Source organism: Streptomyces roseifaciens, assembly GCF_001445655.1.
Taxonomy (GTDB): Bacteria; Actinomycetota; Actinomycetes; order Streptomycetales; family Streptomycetaceae; genus Streptomyces; species Streptomyces aureoversilis.
Map to the genome: position 1 here is coordinate 2057865 of NZ_LNBE01000004.1, position 16141 is coordinate 2074005.

Consider the following 16141-nt stretch of genomic DNA (forward strand, 5'->3'; position numbering starts at 1 on the left):
GGCTGGGTCACTCTTTGGCAAAGCGGAAATGCGACTCCGTGCCCGCGGCGTTGCACCGTTGACAAGGTGACGCACGCCCCCACCCACCTCACGCTGACGGAGGACACGCACGGTGAGCCAGTACGCATCCAGGCTCGGCGCCCGCCGCGGCCGCGCGCTCGGCACCCTCGCGGGCACCCCCCTCCGGCGCCTCGGCGCCCCCCGCAAGCCCCGCCGCATCGCGATGCTCAGCGTTCACACCTCGCCGCTCCACCAGCCCGGGACCGGCGACGCGGGCGGCATGAACGTCTACATCGTGGAGCTGGCCAAGCGGCTCGCCGCGATCAACATCGAGGTCGAGATCTTCACCCGCGCCACCAACGGCGCCCTGCCGCCCGCCGTCGAGCTGGCCCCCGGCGTGCTGGTCCGCCACATCGACGCGGGCCCGTACGAGGGCCTGGCCAAGGAGGAGCTGCCTGCGCAGCTGTGCGCCTTCACGCACGGCGTGATGCAGGCCTGGGCCGGCCACCGGCCCGGCCACTACGACCTGGTCCACTCCCACTACTGGCTCTCCGGCCACGTCGGCTGGCTCGCCGCCGAGCGCTGGGGCGTCCCCCTCGTCCACGCCATGCACACCATGGCCAAGGTCAAGAACGCGGCGCTGGCCGCCGGCGACACCCCCGAGCCGGAGACGCGCGTCATCGGCGAGACCCAGATCGTGCGCGCCTCCGACCGCCTGATCGCCAACACCGACGGCGAGGCCCGGGAGCTCGTCCACCACTACGACGCCGACCCGGGCAAGGTCGCCGTCGTCCACCCCGGCGTCAACCTCGACCGCTTCACCCCCGGCGACTCCCGCGCCGCGGCCCGGGAGCGGCTCGGCCTGCCGGCCGACGCCCTCGTGCCCCTCTTCGCGGGCCGCATCCAGCCGCTCAAGGCCCCCGACGTCCTGCTGCGCGCGGTCGCGGTGCTCCTCGACGAGCGGCCCGAGCTGCGCACGCGCATCGTGGTGCCGGTCGTCGGCGGCCCCAGCGGCAGCGGCCTCGCCAAGCCCGAGGGGCTGCAGAAGCTCGCCGCGCGGCTCGGCATCGCCGATGTCGTCCGCTTCCGCCCGCCGGTCGGCCAGGAGCAGCTCGCCGACTGGTACCGGGCCGCGTCCGTGCTGGTCATGCCGTCGTACAGCGAGTCCTTCGGCCTGGTCGCCGCCGAGGCCCAGGCCTGCGCCACGCCCGTGATCGCTGCGGCCGTCGGCGGCCTGCCGGTGGCCGTGCGGGACGGCGAGAGCGGTTTCCTCGTCGACGGGCACGACCCGGCCGACTACGCCGCCGCGCTGGGCCGCTTCGCCGACGACCCCTCCCTCGCGGAGCGGATGGGCGACGCGGCGGCCCGCCACGCGCGGCACTTCGGCTGGGGCACGGCCGCGGCCGCCACCGCCGAGGTGTACACCGAAGCGATCACCGAGCGGCGGCGTCGCCTACGCTCGTCGCATGGCTGACGCGAAAACCGTTCTCGAACAGACGTTCACCGAGGCCGGGCTCGAGTGGGAGAGCCCGACCGACGGCACCTACGTGGTGAAGCTGCCGGGCACCCGCAAGCTGTCCACGACCGTGTCCCTGGTCGTCGGCAAGCACTCGCTCTCCGTCAACGCCTTCGTCGTGCGCCGGCCCGACGAGAACCACGAGGCGGTGCACCGCTGGCTGCTGGAGCGCAACACCCGGCTGTACGGACTGGGTTACGCGCTCGACCGGCTGGGCGACGTCTACCTCGTCGGCCGGCTGCCGCTGGCCGCCGTGACCCCGGACGAGGTCGACCGGCTCCTCGGCACGGTCCTGGAGAACGCCGACGGCAGCTTCAACACCCTTCTGGAGATGGGCTTCGCGACCGCCATCCGCAAGGAGTACGCGTGGCGGACGTCGCGCGGGGAGTCCACCCGGAACCTGGAGGCGTTCGCCCGGCTGACGGGCGATCAGCCCGATGGCGACGGCGAGGGCCGGGGCGGACCCGCCGGATCGTGACGGCGCGCCGCCGACCACCCCGCGGTCCGGTGACGACCTACGCCGGCGACCCCGCCGGATCCACGGCCGAAGACCGTGCGCCCGCAGGCTCCTCCGGAGCCGATTCCGCAGCAGCCTCGGTCGCGGGACCCGCCGCCGGAACCCGCCGCATCAGCAGCCAGTAGCCGACGGCCGTCACCGTGCCCACCACTGCGCAGCCCGCCCACAGCGCGTCCGCGCCGAACCGGTCGATGGCCGTACCGCCCGCCACGGGCGCGACCAGTGACGCCGCCGCCCACGACAGGGTGTACATGCCCTGGTAGCGGCCGCGGCCGTGCGTGGGGGAGAGCCGGGCGACCAGGCCCATCTGGATGGGCGAGTTGATGATCTCCGCCAGCGTCCACACGGACACGGTCAGCATGTAGACCGCGAGCGAGCCGGCGAAGGCGGTGAGCCCGAAGCCGTAGCCGCCGAGGAGGGCCGCGAGGACCAGCAGCAGCCGCGGGTCCCGGTGCTCGAGGAAGCGGGTGACGGGGATCTGCACGGCGACGATCAGGACGCCGTTGACGGCGATGGCCGCGCCGTAGTCCTTGGTGGAGAACCCGCCGTCCGCCATCGCCACCGGCAGGGCGACCTGCGACTGCAGGAACACCACGGCGAGGAGGAAGGACAGGCCGACCACGGCCATGAAGCGGCCGTCGCGCAGCACGGTGCCCATGCTGACCGTCGGCTCGTCGCCCTTGGCCGCGGCCGCATCCGTGTCCGGCCGCGACTCGGGCAGCTTCACGAAGACCAGGATCGCGCACGCCAGCGTCATGACCGCCTCGCCCAGGAAGCCGATCAGATAGCTGTACTCGGCGACGAAGCCCGCCGCGACGGAGGAGATCGCGAAGCCCAGGTTGATCGCCCAGTAGTTCAGGGCGAAGGCCCGCACCCGGTCCTCGGGCGCCACGATGTCCGCCATCATCGCCTGCACCGCCGGCCGCGAGGCGTTGCTCGCCATGCCGACCACGAACGCGACGACCGAGATCGCCACGGGGTCGGTCATGAAGCCCAGCACGGCCACGGACACCGCGGTCGAGGCCTGCGCGATCAGCAGCGTGGGCCTGCGCCCCAGCCGGTCCGTCATCACCCCGGCGCCGATCGACGAGATGACGCTGCCCAGGCCGAGCAGCGCGCCGACGAGCCCCGCGAACGAGGCCGAGTGCCCCTGGTCGGCCGTGAGGAACATGGCCAGGAAGATGGAGACGAAGGCCCCCAGGCGGTTGACGAGAGTGGAGGCCCACAGCCACCAGAACGCCCGGGGCAGGCCCGAGACACTCTCCTTCGCGGCTCGTCTGACGCTCGCGACGGACATTCCGGATCCCCCCGATGTGTAAGTGTCGAACTCAGTAGGCGCAACTTACACACAGTGGCGGGCCGCAAGCCATCGGATTGCCGCCCGCCGTCAATCGACGCCCTCCCGGGCAGCGCGCACGGGCAGGTCCGCGCCGTCGATTACGCTCATGGGCATGGCCGACGCACCGTACAAGCTGATCCTCCTCCGCCACGGCGAGAGCGAGTGGAATGCGAAGAACCTGTTCACCGGTTGGGTGGACGTCAACCTGAACGAGAAGGGCGAGAAGGAGGCGGTCCGGGGCGGCGAGCTGCTCAAGGACGCCGGTCTGCTCCCCGATGTGGTCCACACCTCCCTGCAGAAGCGCGCCATCCGCACGGCGCAGCTCGCCCTGGAGTCCGCCGACCGCCACTGGATTCCGGTTCACCGCTCCTGGCGGCTGAACGAGCGCCACTACGGCGCCCTCCAGGGCAAGGACAAGGCCCAGACCCTGGCCGAGTTCGGCGAGGAGCAGTTCATGCTCTGGCGCCGTTCCTACGACACCCCGCCGCCCGCCCTCGAGGACGGCACCGAGTTCTCCCAGAGCGAGGACCCGCGTTACGCCTCCATCCCGCCGGAGCTGCGCCCGCGCACCGAGTGCCTCAAGGACGTCGTCGTCCGCATGCTGCCGTACTGGTACGACGGCATCGTCCCGGACCTGCTGGCCGGCCGTACGGTCCTGGTCGCCGCGCACGGCAACTCGCTCCGCGCGCTGGTCAAGCACCTGGACGGGATCTCCGACGCGGACATCGCGGGCCTGAACATCCCGACCGGCATCCCGCTCGCCTACGAGCTCGACGCCGACTTCCGCCCGGTCACCCCCGGCGGCACCTACCTCGACCCGGAGGCCGCCAAGGCCGCCATCGAGGCCGTGAAGAACCAGGGCAAGAAGAAGTAACAGCAGCGAGCAGCACGGCTGCAGGCCCCCTGCCGGCGCGAAAGCGCTGGTGGGGGGCTTCTTGTTGTGGCGAACGGGTCACGTGGTCACCGAATGGAGCAAGTCGGCCACGGTGCGGATGCGGCCCATGGGTCTTCAGGTGAGCCTCGAAAGCAAGGAGGTAACACCATGCATTCAATCCGCTCCGCCATATGCGGTGCAGCCACCGTCGTCGCCGTCGTCGCGGCCCCCGTCGCCCCCGCCTACGCCTTCGGGGGCAGCATCGCCCCGACCATCGGCGAGGCCGTCCCCAACACGGACGGTCCCGGCCACGGCCGTCACGACAACCGCGAGGACTGCGACGACGACCACGGTCACGGTCGCCACGACGACCACGGTCGCCACGACCATGACGGCTGGGGCCACCACGACGGTCGTCACGACCACGATGGCCGTCACGACCACGACGGGCATCACGACCACGACGGCTGGGGCGACCACGACGGGCGTCACGACCACGACGGTCGCCACGACCACGACGGCCGTCACGACGACCACGGGCGTCACGACCACGACGGGCGTCACGACCACGACGACCACGGTCGCGGTGACCACGGCCGTCACGACGACCACGGCCGGGGTGACCACGGGCGCCACGACCACGACGGGCGTCACGACGACCACGGCCACGGTGACCACGGGCGTCACGACGACCACGGTCGCGGCGACCACGGCCGTCACGACGACCACGGCCGGGGTGACCACGGGCGTCACGACGACCACGGTCGCGGTGACCACGACCACGGTCGCCCGCACCACTCCTCCCACGCGGGTGGCGGCGCCACGGCGCTCGCCTCCTCCGCGGAGACGGGTGCCGACGCCCCGGTCCTCATCCTGGCCGGTACCGCGACCGCAGGTCTCATCGGCGGCATGATCTGGTACCGCCGACGCGCCGCCGGCGCCGTCAAGTAGTGACGGGGAGCGAACGGGCGTCATGTCAGAAGCGCGCGCAGGTGGCCGGAAACGCAACCGCCTGCTGACGAGGGTGGCCTGGGCAGCCTTGCTGCTCGCCCTGTGCCTGGCCGGTGGCGGCGGTGCCGCCGACGAGCCGGAAACCCAGGCGACGGGTCGCGGCGGCGTCGCCGCCAAGAGCCACCCCCGCGCGCACGGTCTGCCCCCGGCACACGAACCGTTGCCGGGGGCGGGCCCCCAGTCCCTGGAGATCAAGATCCTGGGGCTCAAGGCCCCCGTCGAGAGCCACGGCCTCGACAAGCTGGGGGGCGTCGAACTGCCCCCGTACGAGCGGGCCAACGCCGTCTCCTGGTACAAGGACGGCCCCACGCCCGGCAGCCTCGGCCCCTCCGTCATCGTCGGCCACGTCGACACCGAGAAGGCCCCGGCCGTCTTCGCCGGCCTCAGCGTCCTCAAACGCGGCGCGAAGATCCACGTCACCCGTGCGGACGGCATCGTCGCCGAGTTCACCGTCGAGGACATCACCGTCGTCCCCAACGAGCCCTTCGACGTCGACAAGGTCTACGGGCCGCTCGACACCGACCGCGCCGAACTCCGCCTGATCACCTGCGGCGGCGAGTACGACCGCAAGAAGCACCTCTACAGCGCCAACATCGTCGTCACCTCGTACCTGACCGGCGCAGCACCTGCGAAGGGGGCGCCGCAGAAGCCGCAGCAGCAGCCCGAGCAGCCGCAGGCTCCGACCCAGCAGGCGAGCCCGGTGGCGCCGGCCACACCGGCGGCACCGGTGACCCCCACGCCCGCCGGCCCCGGCGGCGACGAGGACGAGAACGACGCGGACCCCGAAGAAGAGTGAGCCGAGCAGCGAGAAGACCCCCGGCCGGAGCACCGGCCGGGGGTCCGTCCCGTGAGTGACGCGCGCGGCGCGGGGCTAACCGCAGCCGCCGCCGCACTGGCACGATCCGCCGCTCTGGCAGCCGCAGGAGCAGCCGGGGCCGCACGTGCAGCCTGCCTGAGTGCGTGCGGGAGGGGTCTGGGTCATATGCGGGTACCTCCTCGAAGGGTGGTTGCCTGCCACCAGTCAAGAGCCGCCCGATGCGCCCGTCAATGCCCATCGCGTACATATGTACGGGCGCATCGAGGGCGCGTAGGAGCATACGGACCAGGCCGCACGCCCTCTTGTACGCGCCCTCGCCCCGTCTCCCGCCCCGTGTCCCGGGCCCCGGCTCAGGCGTTCCCGTCCCCGCCCGTACGGCCCTCGGACTGCGTCAGCTCGTCCGCGTGCTCGCCCGTGACCAGGTAGACCACCCGCTTCGCGACCGAGACCGCGTGGTCCGCGAACCGCTCGTAGTAGCGGCCCAGCAGCGTCACGTCGACGGCCGTCTCGATGCCGTGCTTCCAGCGGTCGTCCATCAGGTGCTGGAAGAGCGCCCGGTGCAGCAGGTCCATCGCGTCGTCGTCCTGCTCCAGCTGGAGCGCCAGGTCGACGTCCTTGGTGATGATCACCTCGCCGGCCTTGGCCATCAGCCGCTGCGCCAGCTGCCCCATCTCCAGGATCGTGGCGTGCAGGTCGCGCGGCACCGCCGTGTCCGGGAAGCGCAGCCGCGCCAGCTTGGCGACGTGCTGGGCGAGGTCGCCCGAGCGCTCCAGGTCGGCGCTCATGCGCAGCGAGGTGACCACGATCCGCAGATCGGTGGCGACCGGCTGCTGGCGCGCGAGCAGCGCGACGGCCCGCTCCTCCAGGTCCCGCTGGAGGTCGTCCACCTTGGCGTCCGCCGCGATCACGGACTCCGCGAGCTTGAGGTCCGCGTCGAGGATCGCCGTGGTGGCGCGCCCGATCGCGGACCCGACGAGCCGGGCCATCTCCACCAGGCCCTCGCCGATCGAATCCAGCTCCTCGTGGTACGCGTCCCGCATTGCCTGACCTTCTCTCTGCCGAGTGAAACAGTGGGCCGCAGCCGTATGGCCGCCCACACTCCCACGTTCTGGCCGGAACGCGACGGCTGCGGCGCCCTGGAGTGAACCGGTACCGACGCCGAGGTGAACTCTCGGCAACGTGTGTTCGAGGCGGCACCCATTTGGCTGTGGATGGGCCGCGGCGGCCGCATAACCTGGAGTCATGAACGTGGACGCGGCCCTCGCCGCAGCGGCAGCGCTCGCCGGACTGTGCACCGGCGTGATCGCCATGCTGGCGTTCCGCTGGAGCGAGCGCGACCAGGCCCGCCCCACCCGCAGCTCCCTGCACACCGACGCCGTGCTCCCGCCCGGCGTCGACACCGTGCTCTCGGTCCTGCGCTCCTCGGCCGTCGTCCTGGACGAGGCCGACGCCGTGGTCAAGGCCAGCTCCGCCGCCTACGCCCTCGGGCTCGTGCGCGGCGGGAAGCTGTCCGTCGAGCCCATGCTGCAGATGGCCCGCGACACCCGCCGCGACGGCGAGATACGCCAGGTCGAGCTCGACCTCCCGCGGCGTGGCACCGGCCGCGGCGAGGCCCTCGCGGTCTCCGCGCGCGTCGCCCCGCTCGGCTCCCGGCTGGTCCTGCTGCTGGTGGAGGACCTCACCGAGGCCCGCCGCATCGAGGCCGTCCGCCGCGACTTCGTCGCCAACGTCAGCCACGAGCTCAAGACGCCGGTCGGCGCCCTGTCCCTGCTCTCCGAGGCCGTCATGGACGCCGCGGAGGACCCCGAGGCCGTCAACCGCTTCGCCGGCCGCATGCAGATCGAGGCCACCCGGCTCACCAACCTCGTCCAGGAGCTCATCGACCTCTCCCGGGTGCAGAACGACGACCCGCTGGAGGACTCCGAGCCCGTGCGCGTCGACGAGCTCGTCGCCGAGGCCATCGACCGCTGCCGCCACCAGGCGGGCACCAAGCAGATCACCATGGCCTCCGGAGGCACCGCCGACCTGCACGTCTGGGGCAACCGCGGCCAGCTCGCCGCAGCCCTAGGCAACCTCGTCGAGAACGCCGTCAACTACAGCCCGGCCCGCACCCGCGTCGGCATCGCCGCCCGGCACATCACGGCGCCCGGGGGCGACCTGATCGAGATCGCCGTCACCGACCAGGGCATCGGGATCTCCGAGAAGGACCGCGAGCGGATCTTCGAGCGCTTCTACCGCGTGGACCCGGCGCGCTCGCGCGCCACCGGCGGGACCGGCCTCGGCCTCGCCATCGTCAAACACGTGGCCGCCTCGCACGGCGGGGAGGTCACGGTCTGGAGCGCCGAGGGCCAGGGCTCCACGTTCACCCTGCGACTTCCCGAGGCGGGCGCGGTCCGTGACCGCGACCGCAACCCCCACCATCCCGTTGTCGAACACCTTCCCGCCCCGGAGGTCCTTCCGTGACCCGAGTGCTCGTGATTGGCTCTGAGACCCGACCGGAGGTCACCCCGTGACTCGAGTGCTCGTCGTAGAGGACGAGGAGTCCTTCAGCGACGCGTTGTCCTACATGCTGCGCAAGGAGGGGTTCGAGGTCGCGGTCGCGGCCACCGGGCCCGACGGGCTGGACGAATTCGAGCGCAACGGCGCCGACCTCGTCCTGCTCGACCTGATGCTGCCCGGCCTGCCCGGCACCGAGGTCTGCCGCCAGCTGCGCGGCCGCTCCAACGTGCCGGTCATCATGGTGACCGCCAAGGACAGCGAGATCGACAAGGTCGTCGGCCTGGAAATAGGAGCCGACGACTACGTCACCAAGCCCTTCTCCTCCCGCGAGCTCGTGGCCCGCATCAGAGCGGTGCTGCGCCGCCGCGGCGAGCCGGAGGAGGTGGCGCCGGCCGCCCTGGAGGCCGGCCCGGTCCGCATGGACGTCGACCGGCACGTCGTCACGGTCTCCGGCGCCAAGGTCGACCTGCCGCTGAAGGAGTTCGACCTCCTGGAGATGCTGCTGCGCAACGCGGGCCGCGTGCTCACCCGCATGCAGCTGATCGACCGGGTCTGGGGCGCGGACTACGTCGGCGACACCAAGACCCTCGACGTCCACGTCAAGCGCCTGCGCGCCAAGATCGAACCGGACCCGGGCGCGCCGCGGTACCTGGTGACGGTGCGGGGCCTGGGCTACAAGTTCGAGCCGTAGGCCCTTCCGGCGGATGAGGACGGCGCGTCGGTGCCGTCCCGGACGTCACCCGTACGAGCGAAGGGCCCGGAAGCGTGATGCTTCCGGGCCCTCGTCGTGTCCGGTGCGGCCGGTGGCTCAGCGTCCGGCGGGCTGCTGGGCGCCCTGGCCCGTGGCCGGGCTCGGCTTCCCGGCGGCCCCGGCCGGAGCGCCGGACGCGGCGCCCGACGGTGCGCCCGACGGGGCCGTGGCGGGCTCGCCCGGCTGGCCGTTCGGCTGGCCGCTCGGCTTGGCGCCGCCCGGCTTCGCGGCCGGGGTCGGCGCGGCCTCGGAGGGGCCCCAGTCCTTGAAGTAGCTCGTGGCCGGGACGACGAAGGCGCCGATGCGCACCTCGCCCGTCTCGCTGAAGTCGAACGCCAGCTTCTGGTCCTCGCCGTCCTTCAGGGCCTCGCGGCCCTCCGGCAGGACGGCCGAGGCGTTGCCCTTGCCGCCGAGGAGCACCGAGCCGCCGGCGGGCACGACGAGGTCGCCGGATCCCTTGGCCGGGCTCAGCTTCACCTTGGCGCCGTTCTTGCCGGCCAGGGTGATCGCGCGGAGGGTCTGGTCCTTGCGGCCGTTGTTGAAGACCTGGCCGGTGATCACGGCGGGGCCCTTGGCGTTCAGGTCGGGCTGCGTGATCACGTTCACGTTCTGCAGCTTGATGTCACCGACCGAGGTGGCGGCGTTGTCCGGCTTCACCTCGAGCGTCTGCGCGCTGTTGCCCGCCGCGCAGGCGGAGAGCGAGGCGATCGAGAGCACGAGGGCGGTAGCGGCGAGAGTGCCGCGTCGAAGGCTGCTGCTCACGGCGGCGGCATCTCCTTGGACGAGGTAGACGAGGTAAAGGGTGTGTCAGCGCGCTTAGGTTACCGACCCCCTCGGACGGCCCCGCACCCGACCCGCCCCCATGGTCAACTTCGCCCCTGTCCGGCCCACGGCCGAATATCGCCGCCGTGCGGCCGTGCGGATGTCCGGCGGGCGCCGGTGTGGATTATCGGTGCGGAATGCGCGGGCGTGCGGAACGCGTTCCTGAATTGATCAAGTTCGCGGTGATCAATTCCCGATTCCGGTCGGTGAAGGCCGGCCCCGCCCCGAACGGAGTAGCGGAAGTCAGCCGAGCGGACCCCGGCAAAACGGGACGTTCGACCGCTCGCGAGCGCCTCTCCACGCGTGTAACGTGCCCGTTTCGCCTTGCCCGGAGAACCGCTCCCACCTGCGAATACCCGCTTCCGGAACCCTGCCGCAGCACGACGCGGTTGCTGTTGTCAAGCCCTGAGATATGCCCTGACCTGCGAAAACGCCATTCAGAACGGGGAGTTCCCGTGTTAGACTGGATAGCCACGGAAGGGGTACCTGTCACATGACGTTCAAGGTTGGCGACACCGTGGTCTATCCCCATCACGGGGCCGCGCTGATCGAGGCCATCGAAACTCGCCAGATCAAAGGCGTGGACAAGACCTACTTGGTGCTGAAGGTCGCCCAGGGTGACCTGACGGTTCGGGTGCCGGCGGACAATGCGGAGTTCGTCGGTGTGCGCGATGTGGTCGGCCAGGATGGGCTGGACCGGGTCTTCGAGGTGCTCCGCGCACCCTATGCGGAAGAGCCGACGAACTGGTCCCGTCGCTACAAGGCAAATCTCGAGAAGCTCGCGTCCGGTGACGTGATCAAGGTCGCCGAGGTCGTGCGCGACCTGTGGCGCCGCGAGCGCGAGCGGGGCCTGTCCGCCGGTGAGAAGCGCATGCTGGCCAAGGCGCGGCAGATCCTGGTGAGCGAGCTCGCCCTCGCTGAGAACACCAACGAGGACAAGGCCGAGGCCCTGCTCGACGAGGTCCTCGCGTCCTGACGCGAATGCCGGACCCTCACACCACAGGTGCCGGACGTAAAGAAGTGCCGCGGTGCCCGCGCGGTGACGCAAGTCACCCGCCGGGCGCTGCGGCATCTCTCGTTCCGGTGACACCGGTGACCGGCGGGACACCGGCGCACGCGCCGTACACGACTCGGTGTGCCGGGCCCGGGCAGCCGGCCCGACCAGCTGTCACGGAAGGGGCTGGTCGGGGCTTGCCCGGCACTCCCCCCGCTCTCCGAGCAGGGGGTACCCCCAGGCCATACCCAATCCGGCCGAGGAAGCAAACCTGAACGTGAACGCAATGTCTGATCGAGCCCCTGCCGTCACTCCTGCGCGCACCGCCGCGGTGATCCCCGCGGCCGGCCGGGGGGTCCGGCTCGGCCCGGGCGCCCCCAAGGCCCTGCGCGCCCTGGGCGGCACCCCGATGCTCGTCCACGCCGTCCGGGCGATGGCCGCCTCCCGCGCCGTCTCCCTTGTCGTCGTGGTCGCCCCGCCGGACGGCGCCGCCGAGGTCCGCGCCCTCCTCGACGACCACCCCCTCACCGGCCACGACCGCGCCGAGGTCCTCGTCGTCCCCGGCGGGGAGACCCGCCAGGAGTCCGTGCGCCTCGGCCTCGCGGCCCTCCCGGCCGACGTCACCACCGTCCTCGTGCACGACGCCGCGCGCCCCCTGGTGCCCGTCGACACGGTCGACGCCGTGATCACCGCCGTGCGCGAGGGCGCCCCCGCCGTCGTCCCGGCCCTCCCGCTCGCCGACACCGTCAAGCAGGTCGAGCCGCGTACCGGCGCCGCCGCGGGCGAGCCCGAGCTCGTCACCGGCACCCCCGAGCGGTCCCTGCTGCGCGCCGTCCAGACCCCCCAGGGCTTCGACCGGCGCACCCTGGACGCCGCGCACGAGAAGTTCGCCGCCCAGGAGGGCGAAGGCGCCACGGACGACGCCGGCATGGTCGAGCGCCTCGGCGCCCCTGTCGTCCTCGTGCCCGGCCACGAGGAGGCCTTCAAGGTGACCCGCCCGCTGGACCTCGTCCTCGCCGAGGCCGTACTCGCCCGCAGGAGGGCCAACGATGGCTTCTGACCGGATCCCCGCCCTGCCCCAGGTGGGCATCGGCACCGACACGCACGCCTTCGAGGAGGGCCGCGAGCTGTGGTGCGGCGGCCTCCTGTGGCCCGGGGAGACCGGCCTCGCCGGCCACTCCGACGCCGACGTCGTCGCCCACGCCGCCTGCAACGCCCTCTTCTCCGCCGCCGGCCTCGGCGACCTCGGCGCGCACTTCGGCACCGGCCGCCCCGAGTGGGCCGGCGCCTCCGGGGTCACGCTGCTGACCGAGGCCGCCCGCATCGTCCGCGAGGCCGGCTTCCTCATCGGCAACGTCGCCGTCCAGGTCGTCGGCGTCCGCCCCCGGATCGGCAAGCGCCGTGAAGAGGCCCAGAAGGTCCTCTCGGAGGCCGTCGGAGCGCCGGTGACGGTTTCCGGGGCCACGACGGACGGTCTGGGCTTCCCGGGCCGCGAGGAGGGCCTCACGGCGGTGGCGACGGCCCTGGTGGTCCGCGCCGACGCGTACTGAGCCCGGACGGACCGTGCCGTGGGGTCAGATCGACCCCACGACCTTCCGCGGCGTGACTCGTACGACGACCCTCTCCGCGTCGTCCTTCGCCGCCGGATTGAAGTCCGCGTAGTCCTTGCCGGTGTACTTCCGCGAGAGCTCGTTGATCAGCTTCTGGCCGCCCTCGGTGGTCAGGCTGGCCGTGCCGCGGACCTCGGCGTAGGTGTACGGCGCGTTGTGCGGGTTGATCATCACCGTGACGCGCGGGTCGCGGCGCATGTTCGTCTCCTTGCGCCGCCCGACCGTCGTGGAGATCAGCAGGTCGTCGCCGTCGCGCGTGAGCCACGTGACCGTGAGCTGGGGGCTGCCGTCGGGCTGGATCGTCGCGACCGTCGCGAAGACGGGGGAGTCGTCGAGGAGCTTCTTCAGGTCGTCGGAGAGCATGGCGGCCACGGCGTGTTCCTTCCCTGAGGGGCGTGCGCGTGCGCGATCGCGCTCACCGTATGCCGCCCGCGCGGGAAACGGGCGCGTACAAGCCGGGACAAGCCGGAACGCGCCCGTAGTGGCCCAGCGACCCGGGCTGCCCGCCCGGGACGACGGGACCCGCCTGCGTCAGGGCCCGTCTCCGTCAGGCACTCGGTCTCCGTCAGGCCCCGTCTCCGTCAGGCACTCGGTCTCCGTCAGACCCCGTCCGGCCGGCCCGCGCCCACGCGGTCGGCCGCCGTCTGCTCGTACGGACCCGTCTCGTACGCCCGCAGCCGCTGCGCCACCGCGCCGGCTCCCTCGCGGACCTCTTCGCGCCCGGCGTGCTGCTCGGGCACGGCCGACGGCGCGGCCGCCTTGGCCGGCGCACCGGCGCCCTTGGCGGCGTGCACCGCTCCCTTCGGGCGGGGCGAGTGCTGCCGCACCTCCTCCATGCTGGAGCGCATCACCTTGCGCAGCCAGGTGCCCAGCGGCTTCTCCACGAACCGGTGCATCAGCCACGCCGCGCCGAGCATCACCAGGACCAGGCCGATGACCAGCAGGTGCCGGGGGACGCGGTCGCGCAGGGCGTAGATCAGCGTCATGCCGATGTACTGGTGGAGCAGGTAAAGCGGGTAGGTGAGGGCGCCCGCCGTGGAGAGCCAGCGCCACTGGATCCGGTTGAACGCGCCGCACGCGATCAGTGCCATCAGCACGAACGCGACGAGGATGATCACCCGGGCGGGCCAGGCGGGGATGTTGTGCGTGGTGTTGTCCGCGACGCGCCGCGCGATCTGGTGCTCGGCGAGGAGCAGCGACAGGGCGACGATGCCCCAGAGCAGCGCGGTGGGGCGGTAGCGGTACATGAGGTAGAAGGCGATGCCCGCGACGAAGTACGGCTGGTAGAGCGGCATCGCCCACTGGTCGAGGAGCTTGACGTCTGCCTGGACCGAGGCCATCGCGACGACCGTCCACACGGCGCAGAAGAGCACGCACTTGCGGTACGTCACGCCCGTGGCCACCACGATCGCGAAGAGTACGTAGAACTTCAGCTCGATGAAGAGCGTCCAGTAGACGCCGTCGACGTCCCAGACTCCGAAGCCCGTCTGGAGCATGGTCAGGTTCGTGAGGACGCCGTCGAAGCCGCCGTTGATCTGCCGCACCTGCGGCCACAGCGAGATGACGGCCGCCGTCAGGAAGATCCCGACCCAGTAGGCGGGGTAGACCCGCGACACCCGGGAGACCACGAAGTCGCCCAGCGAGCGGCCCCACGTGCTCATGCAGATCACGAAGCCGCTGATGAGGAAGAAGATCTCGACGCCGGTCCAGCCGTACTGCGCGAACTTCCACAGGTTGGGGAAGATGTGCTCGGGGTCCTCGCCCCAGCCGCCGCGCAGCGCCACGTAGTGGAAGAAGACGACCATGAGGGCCGCGAGCAGCCGCAGCGCGTCCAGGACGTAGAGCCTGGGCCTGGGAGCGGCGGTCCGCTGTCCGGCTGCCAGGCCGCCATCGAGGTCACCTCGTCTGGCGAAACGCATGTCGTCCTCTCCATCGGCTCAGGTCGGCTCATCCTACGAGGGCCGTCCGCGCGCATGCTGACACAAGGACCCCCCGGCCCGCCGTGACAGTTATCTCCTGTCTCTGCCGTAATTCCAACCCCTGCCTTGGAACGGCTCCGGGGTGATCTTGTGACGATCTTGTGGTGGGCCTGGTGAGGGCCTCGGTGGCGGGCCCGGCGGGGGAACGGGCGCGCGGCTGCCGCCCGCCCCGTGCCCCTGCCCCGTTCCCGGCCCGCTATCCGGCCCGGATCTCCGCCGCCGCCCGCCGCAGCCCGCGCCTCAGCGCCCCCGCCAGCGGCCGCTCCACCAGGCGGTGCACCAGCCACGCGGTCAGCAGCATGCCCGTCACCAGCGCGGTCAGCAGGACGGCCGGGGGCACGTCGCCGGCCGTCCGCCGGATGACCAGCCAGCCCACGCGCTCGTGGATCAGATAGAGGGGATAGGTCAGCGCCCCGGCGGCGGTCAGCCAGGGGTGGCCGAGGCGGTGTGCCCGGCCGAGCGCGACGGCCCCCACGGCGAGGAAGAACAGCGCGAGCAGCACCGCCGTCGGCCAGTGGGGCACGCGGTGGCCCATGTAGCCCTCGGCCCGCGTCTGGGCCGCCACCAGGTCGTGCTGGGCGACGAGGAAGCACGCGGCGACGATCAGCCACAGCACGAGGTTGGGGCGGTAGCGGTGCATGAGGAAGAAGGCGATGCCCGCGATGAAGTACCAGCAGTCCTCCGGCATCAGCACCTGGTCGAGCACGGGCTCGTCCACCGCCGCCGCGACGGCCGCCGCGAAGCCCCACACCACGCAGAAGCCCACCGCCCGCGCGTACGTCAGCCCCTTCCCGGCGACGACCAGCGCGAAGAGCAGGTAGAAGCGCATCTCGACCCACAGCGTCCAGTACACGCCGTCGACGGGATCCACCCCGAGGGGGGAGTGGAGCATGGTCAGGTTGACGGCGATGTCCCGCGCGCGGGGGGTTTCGCCCAGCACCGGCCACAAACGGGCGACGAGTGCGACGGCGAGCACCGAGAACCAGTACGCGGGGAAGAGCCGGGTGACGCGCGAGGCGGCGAAGCGGCCGACCCCCCTGCCCCAGCAGCTCATGCAGATCACGAAGCCGCTGATCAGGAAGAACAGCTGCACGCCCAGCCAGCCGTAGGACGCCGGCAGGTGGGCGGTGGGGAAGACCGCCGCCGGCGGGCCGCCCCAGGCGCCGCTGCCGAACGCCACGTAGTGGTACGCCACCACCATCAGCGCCGCGAGCAGCCGCAGCCCGTCCAGCGCGGCCAGCCGGGCGCGCCCGTCGCTGCCGTCCGGGCTTCCGGGGGTCTCGGGGGGCTCCGCGTGCTCCTGCTGTACCGGCAGAGTGGGGTGCAACGCCCCTCCAGGTGAGGAAGGTGAGGCAGTGCCGGGGAAGCTATCACGCAAATCAGTAGTTTTTCGGCATTAACTTCATAGCGGA

Annotated in this window: 16 protein-coding genes; 9 read left to right on the forward strand and 7 right to left on the reverse strand. The window is 71.9% G+C overall.

Annotated elements, in window-relative coordinates:
* The first annotated feature begins 112 nt into the window (after nt 1-112).
* Entirely contained in the window at nt 113-1474 is a 1362-nt protein-coding gene (gene mshA, locus AS857_RS26485) for a D-inositol-3-phosphate glycosyltransferase (RefSeq protein ID WP_058045729.1), read from the forward strand.
* On the forward strand, nt 1467-1994 hold the full coding sequence (locus AS857_RS26490) for a type III secretion system chaperone family protein (RefSeq protein WP_058045730.1): 528 nt from the start codon (nt 1467-1469) through the stop codon (nt 1992-1994). The genes mshA and AS857_RS26490 overlap by 8 nt, the downstream gene beginning before the upstream one ends.
* 37 nt (nt 1995-2031) lie before the next feature.
* Here the strand turns inward: AS857_RS26490 and AS857_RS26495 are convergent, their stop codons facing one another.
* Nucleotides 2032-3330 carry an MDR family MFS transporter gene (locus AS857_RS26495; protein WP_058045731.1) on the reverse strand — a complete coding sequence of 433 codons (1299 nt, stop codon included), beginning with the start codon at nt 3328-3330 and terminating at the stop codon, nt 2032-2034.
* 154 nt (nt 3331-3484) lie between these two features.
* On the opposite strand from AS857_RS26495, the gene AS857_RS26500 reads away from it, so the two are divergent.
* Complete coding sequence (locus AS857_RS26500; RefSeq protein ID WP_058047075.1) at nt 3485-4246, forward strand: phosphoglyceromutase; 762 nt, start codon at nt 3485-3487, stop codon at nt 4244-4246.
* A 174-nt stretch (nt 4247-4420) separates the two neighbouring features.
* Here AS857_RS26500 and AS857_RS26505 read toward each other — a convergent pair whose 3' ends face one another.
* Nucleotides 4421-5041 carry a hypothetical protein gene (locus AS857_RS26505; protein ID WP_058045732.1) on the reverse strand — a complete coding sequence of 207 codons (621 nt, stop codon included), beginning with the start codon at nt 5039-5041 and terminating at the stop codon, nt 4421-4423.
* Nucleotides 5042-5219: 178 nt separating this feature from the next.
* Here AS857_RS26505 and AS857_RS26510 point away from each other — a divergent pair, with 178 nt between their 5' ends.
* Entirely contained in the window at nt 5220-6053 is an 834-nt protein-coding gene (locus AS857_RS26510; protein ID WP_079110642.1) for a class F sortase, read from the forward strand.
* Nucleotides 6054-6424: 371 nt separating this feature from the next.
* Here AS857_RS26510 and phoU read toward each other — a convergent pair whose 3' ends face one another.
* Entirely contained in the window at nt 6425-7114 is a 690-nt protein-coding gene (gene phoU, locus AS857_RS26515) for a phosphate signaling complex protein PhoU (RefSeq protein WP_058045733.1), read from the reverse strand.
* Between the two features lie 202 nt (nt 7115-7316).
* On the opposite strand from phoU, the gene phoR reads away from it, so the two are divergent.
* Together phoR and phoP are read left to right on the forward strand one after the other, a co-directional pair.
* Complete coding sequence (phoR, locus tag AS857_RS26520) at nt 7317-8537, forward strand: two-component system sensor histidine kinase PhoR (protein WP_058045734.1); 1221 nt, start codon at nt 7317-7319, stop codon at nt 8535-8537.
* Between the two features lie 55 nt (nt 8538-8592).
* Entirely contained in the window at nt 8593-9264 is a 672-nt protein-coding gene (phoP, locus tag AS857_RS26525; RefSeq protein ID WP_465269372.1) for a two-component system response regulator PhoP, read from the forward strand.
* Between the two features lie 117 nt (nt 9265-9381).
* Here phoP and AS857_RS26530 read toward each other — a convergent pair whose 3' ends face one another.
* The gene (locus AS857_RS26530) at nt 9382-10086 is read right to left on the reverse strand and encodes a copper chaperone PCu(A)C (RefSeq protein WP_058045735.1); all 705 of its coding nucleotides are present in this window, start codon (nt 10084-10086) and stop codon (nt 9382-9384) included.
* Between the two features lie 553 nt (nt 10087-10639).
* On the opposite strand from AS857_RS26530, the gene AS857_RS26535 reads away from it, so the two are divergent.
* From AS857_RS26535 to ispF, 3 genes are all read left to right on the forward strand, one after another.
* Nucleotides 10640-11122, forward strand: coding sequence for a CarD family transcriptional regulator (locus AS857_RS26535; protein WP_003953493.1), 483 nt, complete (start codon nt 10640-10642; stop codon nt 11120-11122).
* A 304-nt stretch (nt 11123-11426) separates the two neighbouring features.
* Complete coding sequence (ispD, locus tag AS857_RS26540) at nt 11427-12200, forward strand: 2-C-methyl-D-erythritol 4-phosphate cytidylyltransferase (protein ID WP_058045736.1); 774 nt, start codon at nt 11427-11429, stop codon at nt 12198-12200.
* The gene (ispF, locus tag AS857_RS26545; protein WP_058045737.1) at nt 12190-12690 is read left to right on the forward strand and encodes a 2-C-methyl-D-erythritol 2,4-cyclodiphosphate synthase; all 501 of its coding nucleotides are present in this window, start codon (nt 12190-12192) and stop codon (nt 12688-12690) included. Before ispD ends, ispF begins: the two co-directional genes overlap by 11 nt.
* 24 nt (nt 12691-12714) lie before the next feature.
* Here ispF and AS857_RS26550 read toward each other — a convergent pair whose 3' ends face one another.
* The 3 genes from AS857_RS26550 to AS857_RS26560 form a co-directional block, all read right to left on the reverse strand.
* Complete coding sequence (locus AS857_RS26550; protein ID WP_058045738.1) at nt 12715-13122, reverse strand: PPOX class F420-dependent oxidoreductase; 408 nt, start codon at nt 13120-13122, stop codon at nt 12715-12717.
* Nucleotides 13123-13349: 227 nt separating this feature from the next.
* Entirely contained in the window at nt 13350-14669 is a 1320-nt protein-coding gene (locus AS857_RS26555) for an acyltransferase family protein (protein WP_058045739.1), read from the reverse strand.
* Nucleotides 14670-14925: 256 nt separating this feature from the next.
* A complete protein-coding gene (locus tag AS857_RS26560) occupies nt 14926-16056 on the reverse strand; it encodes an acyltransferase family protein (RefSeq protein ID WP_063804364.1) in 1131 nt (376 codons plus the stop codon).
* Nucleotides 16057-16141 lie beyond the last annotated feature (85 nt).

Bases quoted from the DNA above. Each gene is read 5' to 3' on its own strand.
- AS857_RS26490 (WP_058045730.1), top strand. From the start codon at position 1,467: ATGGCTGACGCGAAAACCGTTCTCGAACAGACGTTCACCGAGGCCGGG.
- AS857_RS26495 (WP_058045731.1), bottom strand. From the start codon at position 3,330: ATGTCCGTCGCGAGCGTCAGACGAGCCGCGAAGGAGAGTGTCTCGGGC.
- AS857_RS26500 (WP_058047075.1), top strand. From the start codon at position 3,485: ATGGCCGACGCACCGTACAAGCTGATCCTCCTCCGCCACGGCGAGAGC.
- AS857_RS26510 (WP_079110642.1), top strand. From the start codon at position 5,220: ATGTCAGAAGCGCGCGCAGGTGGCCGGAAACGCAACCGCCTGCTGACG.
- phoU (WP_058045733.1), bottom strand. From the start codon at position 7,114: ATGCGGGACGCGTACCACGAGGAGCTGGATTCGATCGGCGAGGGCCTG.
- phoR (WP_058045734.1), top strand. From the start codon at position 7,317: ATGAACGTGGACGCGGCCCTCGCCGCAGCGGCAGCGCTCGCCGGACTG.
- AS857_RS26535 (WP_003953493.1), top strand. From the start codon at position 10,640: ATGACGTTCAAGGTTGGCGACACCGTGGTCTATCCCCATCACGGGGCC.
- ispD (WP_058045736.1), top strand. From the start codon at position 11,427: ATGTCTGATCGAGCCCCTGCCGTCACTCCTGCGCGCACCGCCGCGGTG.
- ispF (WP_058045737.1), top strand. From the start codon at position 12,190: ATGGCTTCTGACCGGATCCCCGCCCTGCCCCAGGTGGGCATCGGCACC.
- AS857_RS26555 (WP_058045739.1), bottom strand. From the start codon at position 14,669: ATGCGTTTCGCCAGACGAGGTGACCTCGATGGCGGCCTGGCAGCCGGA.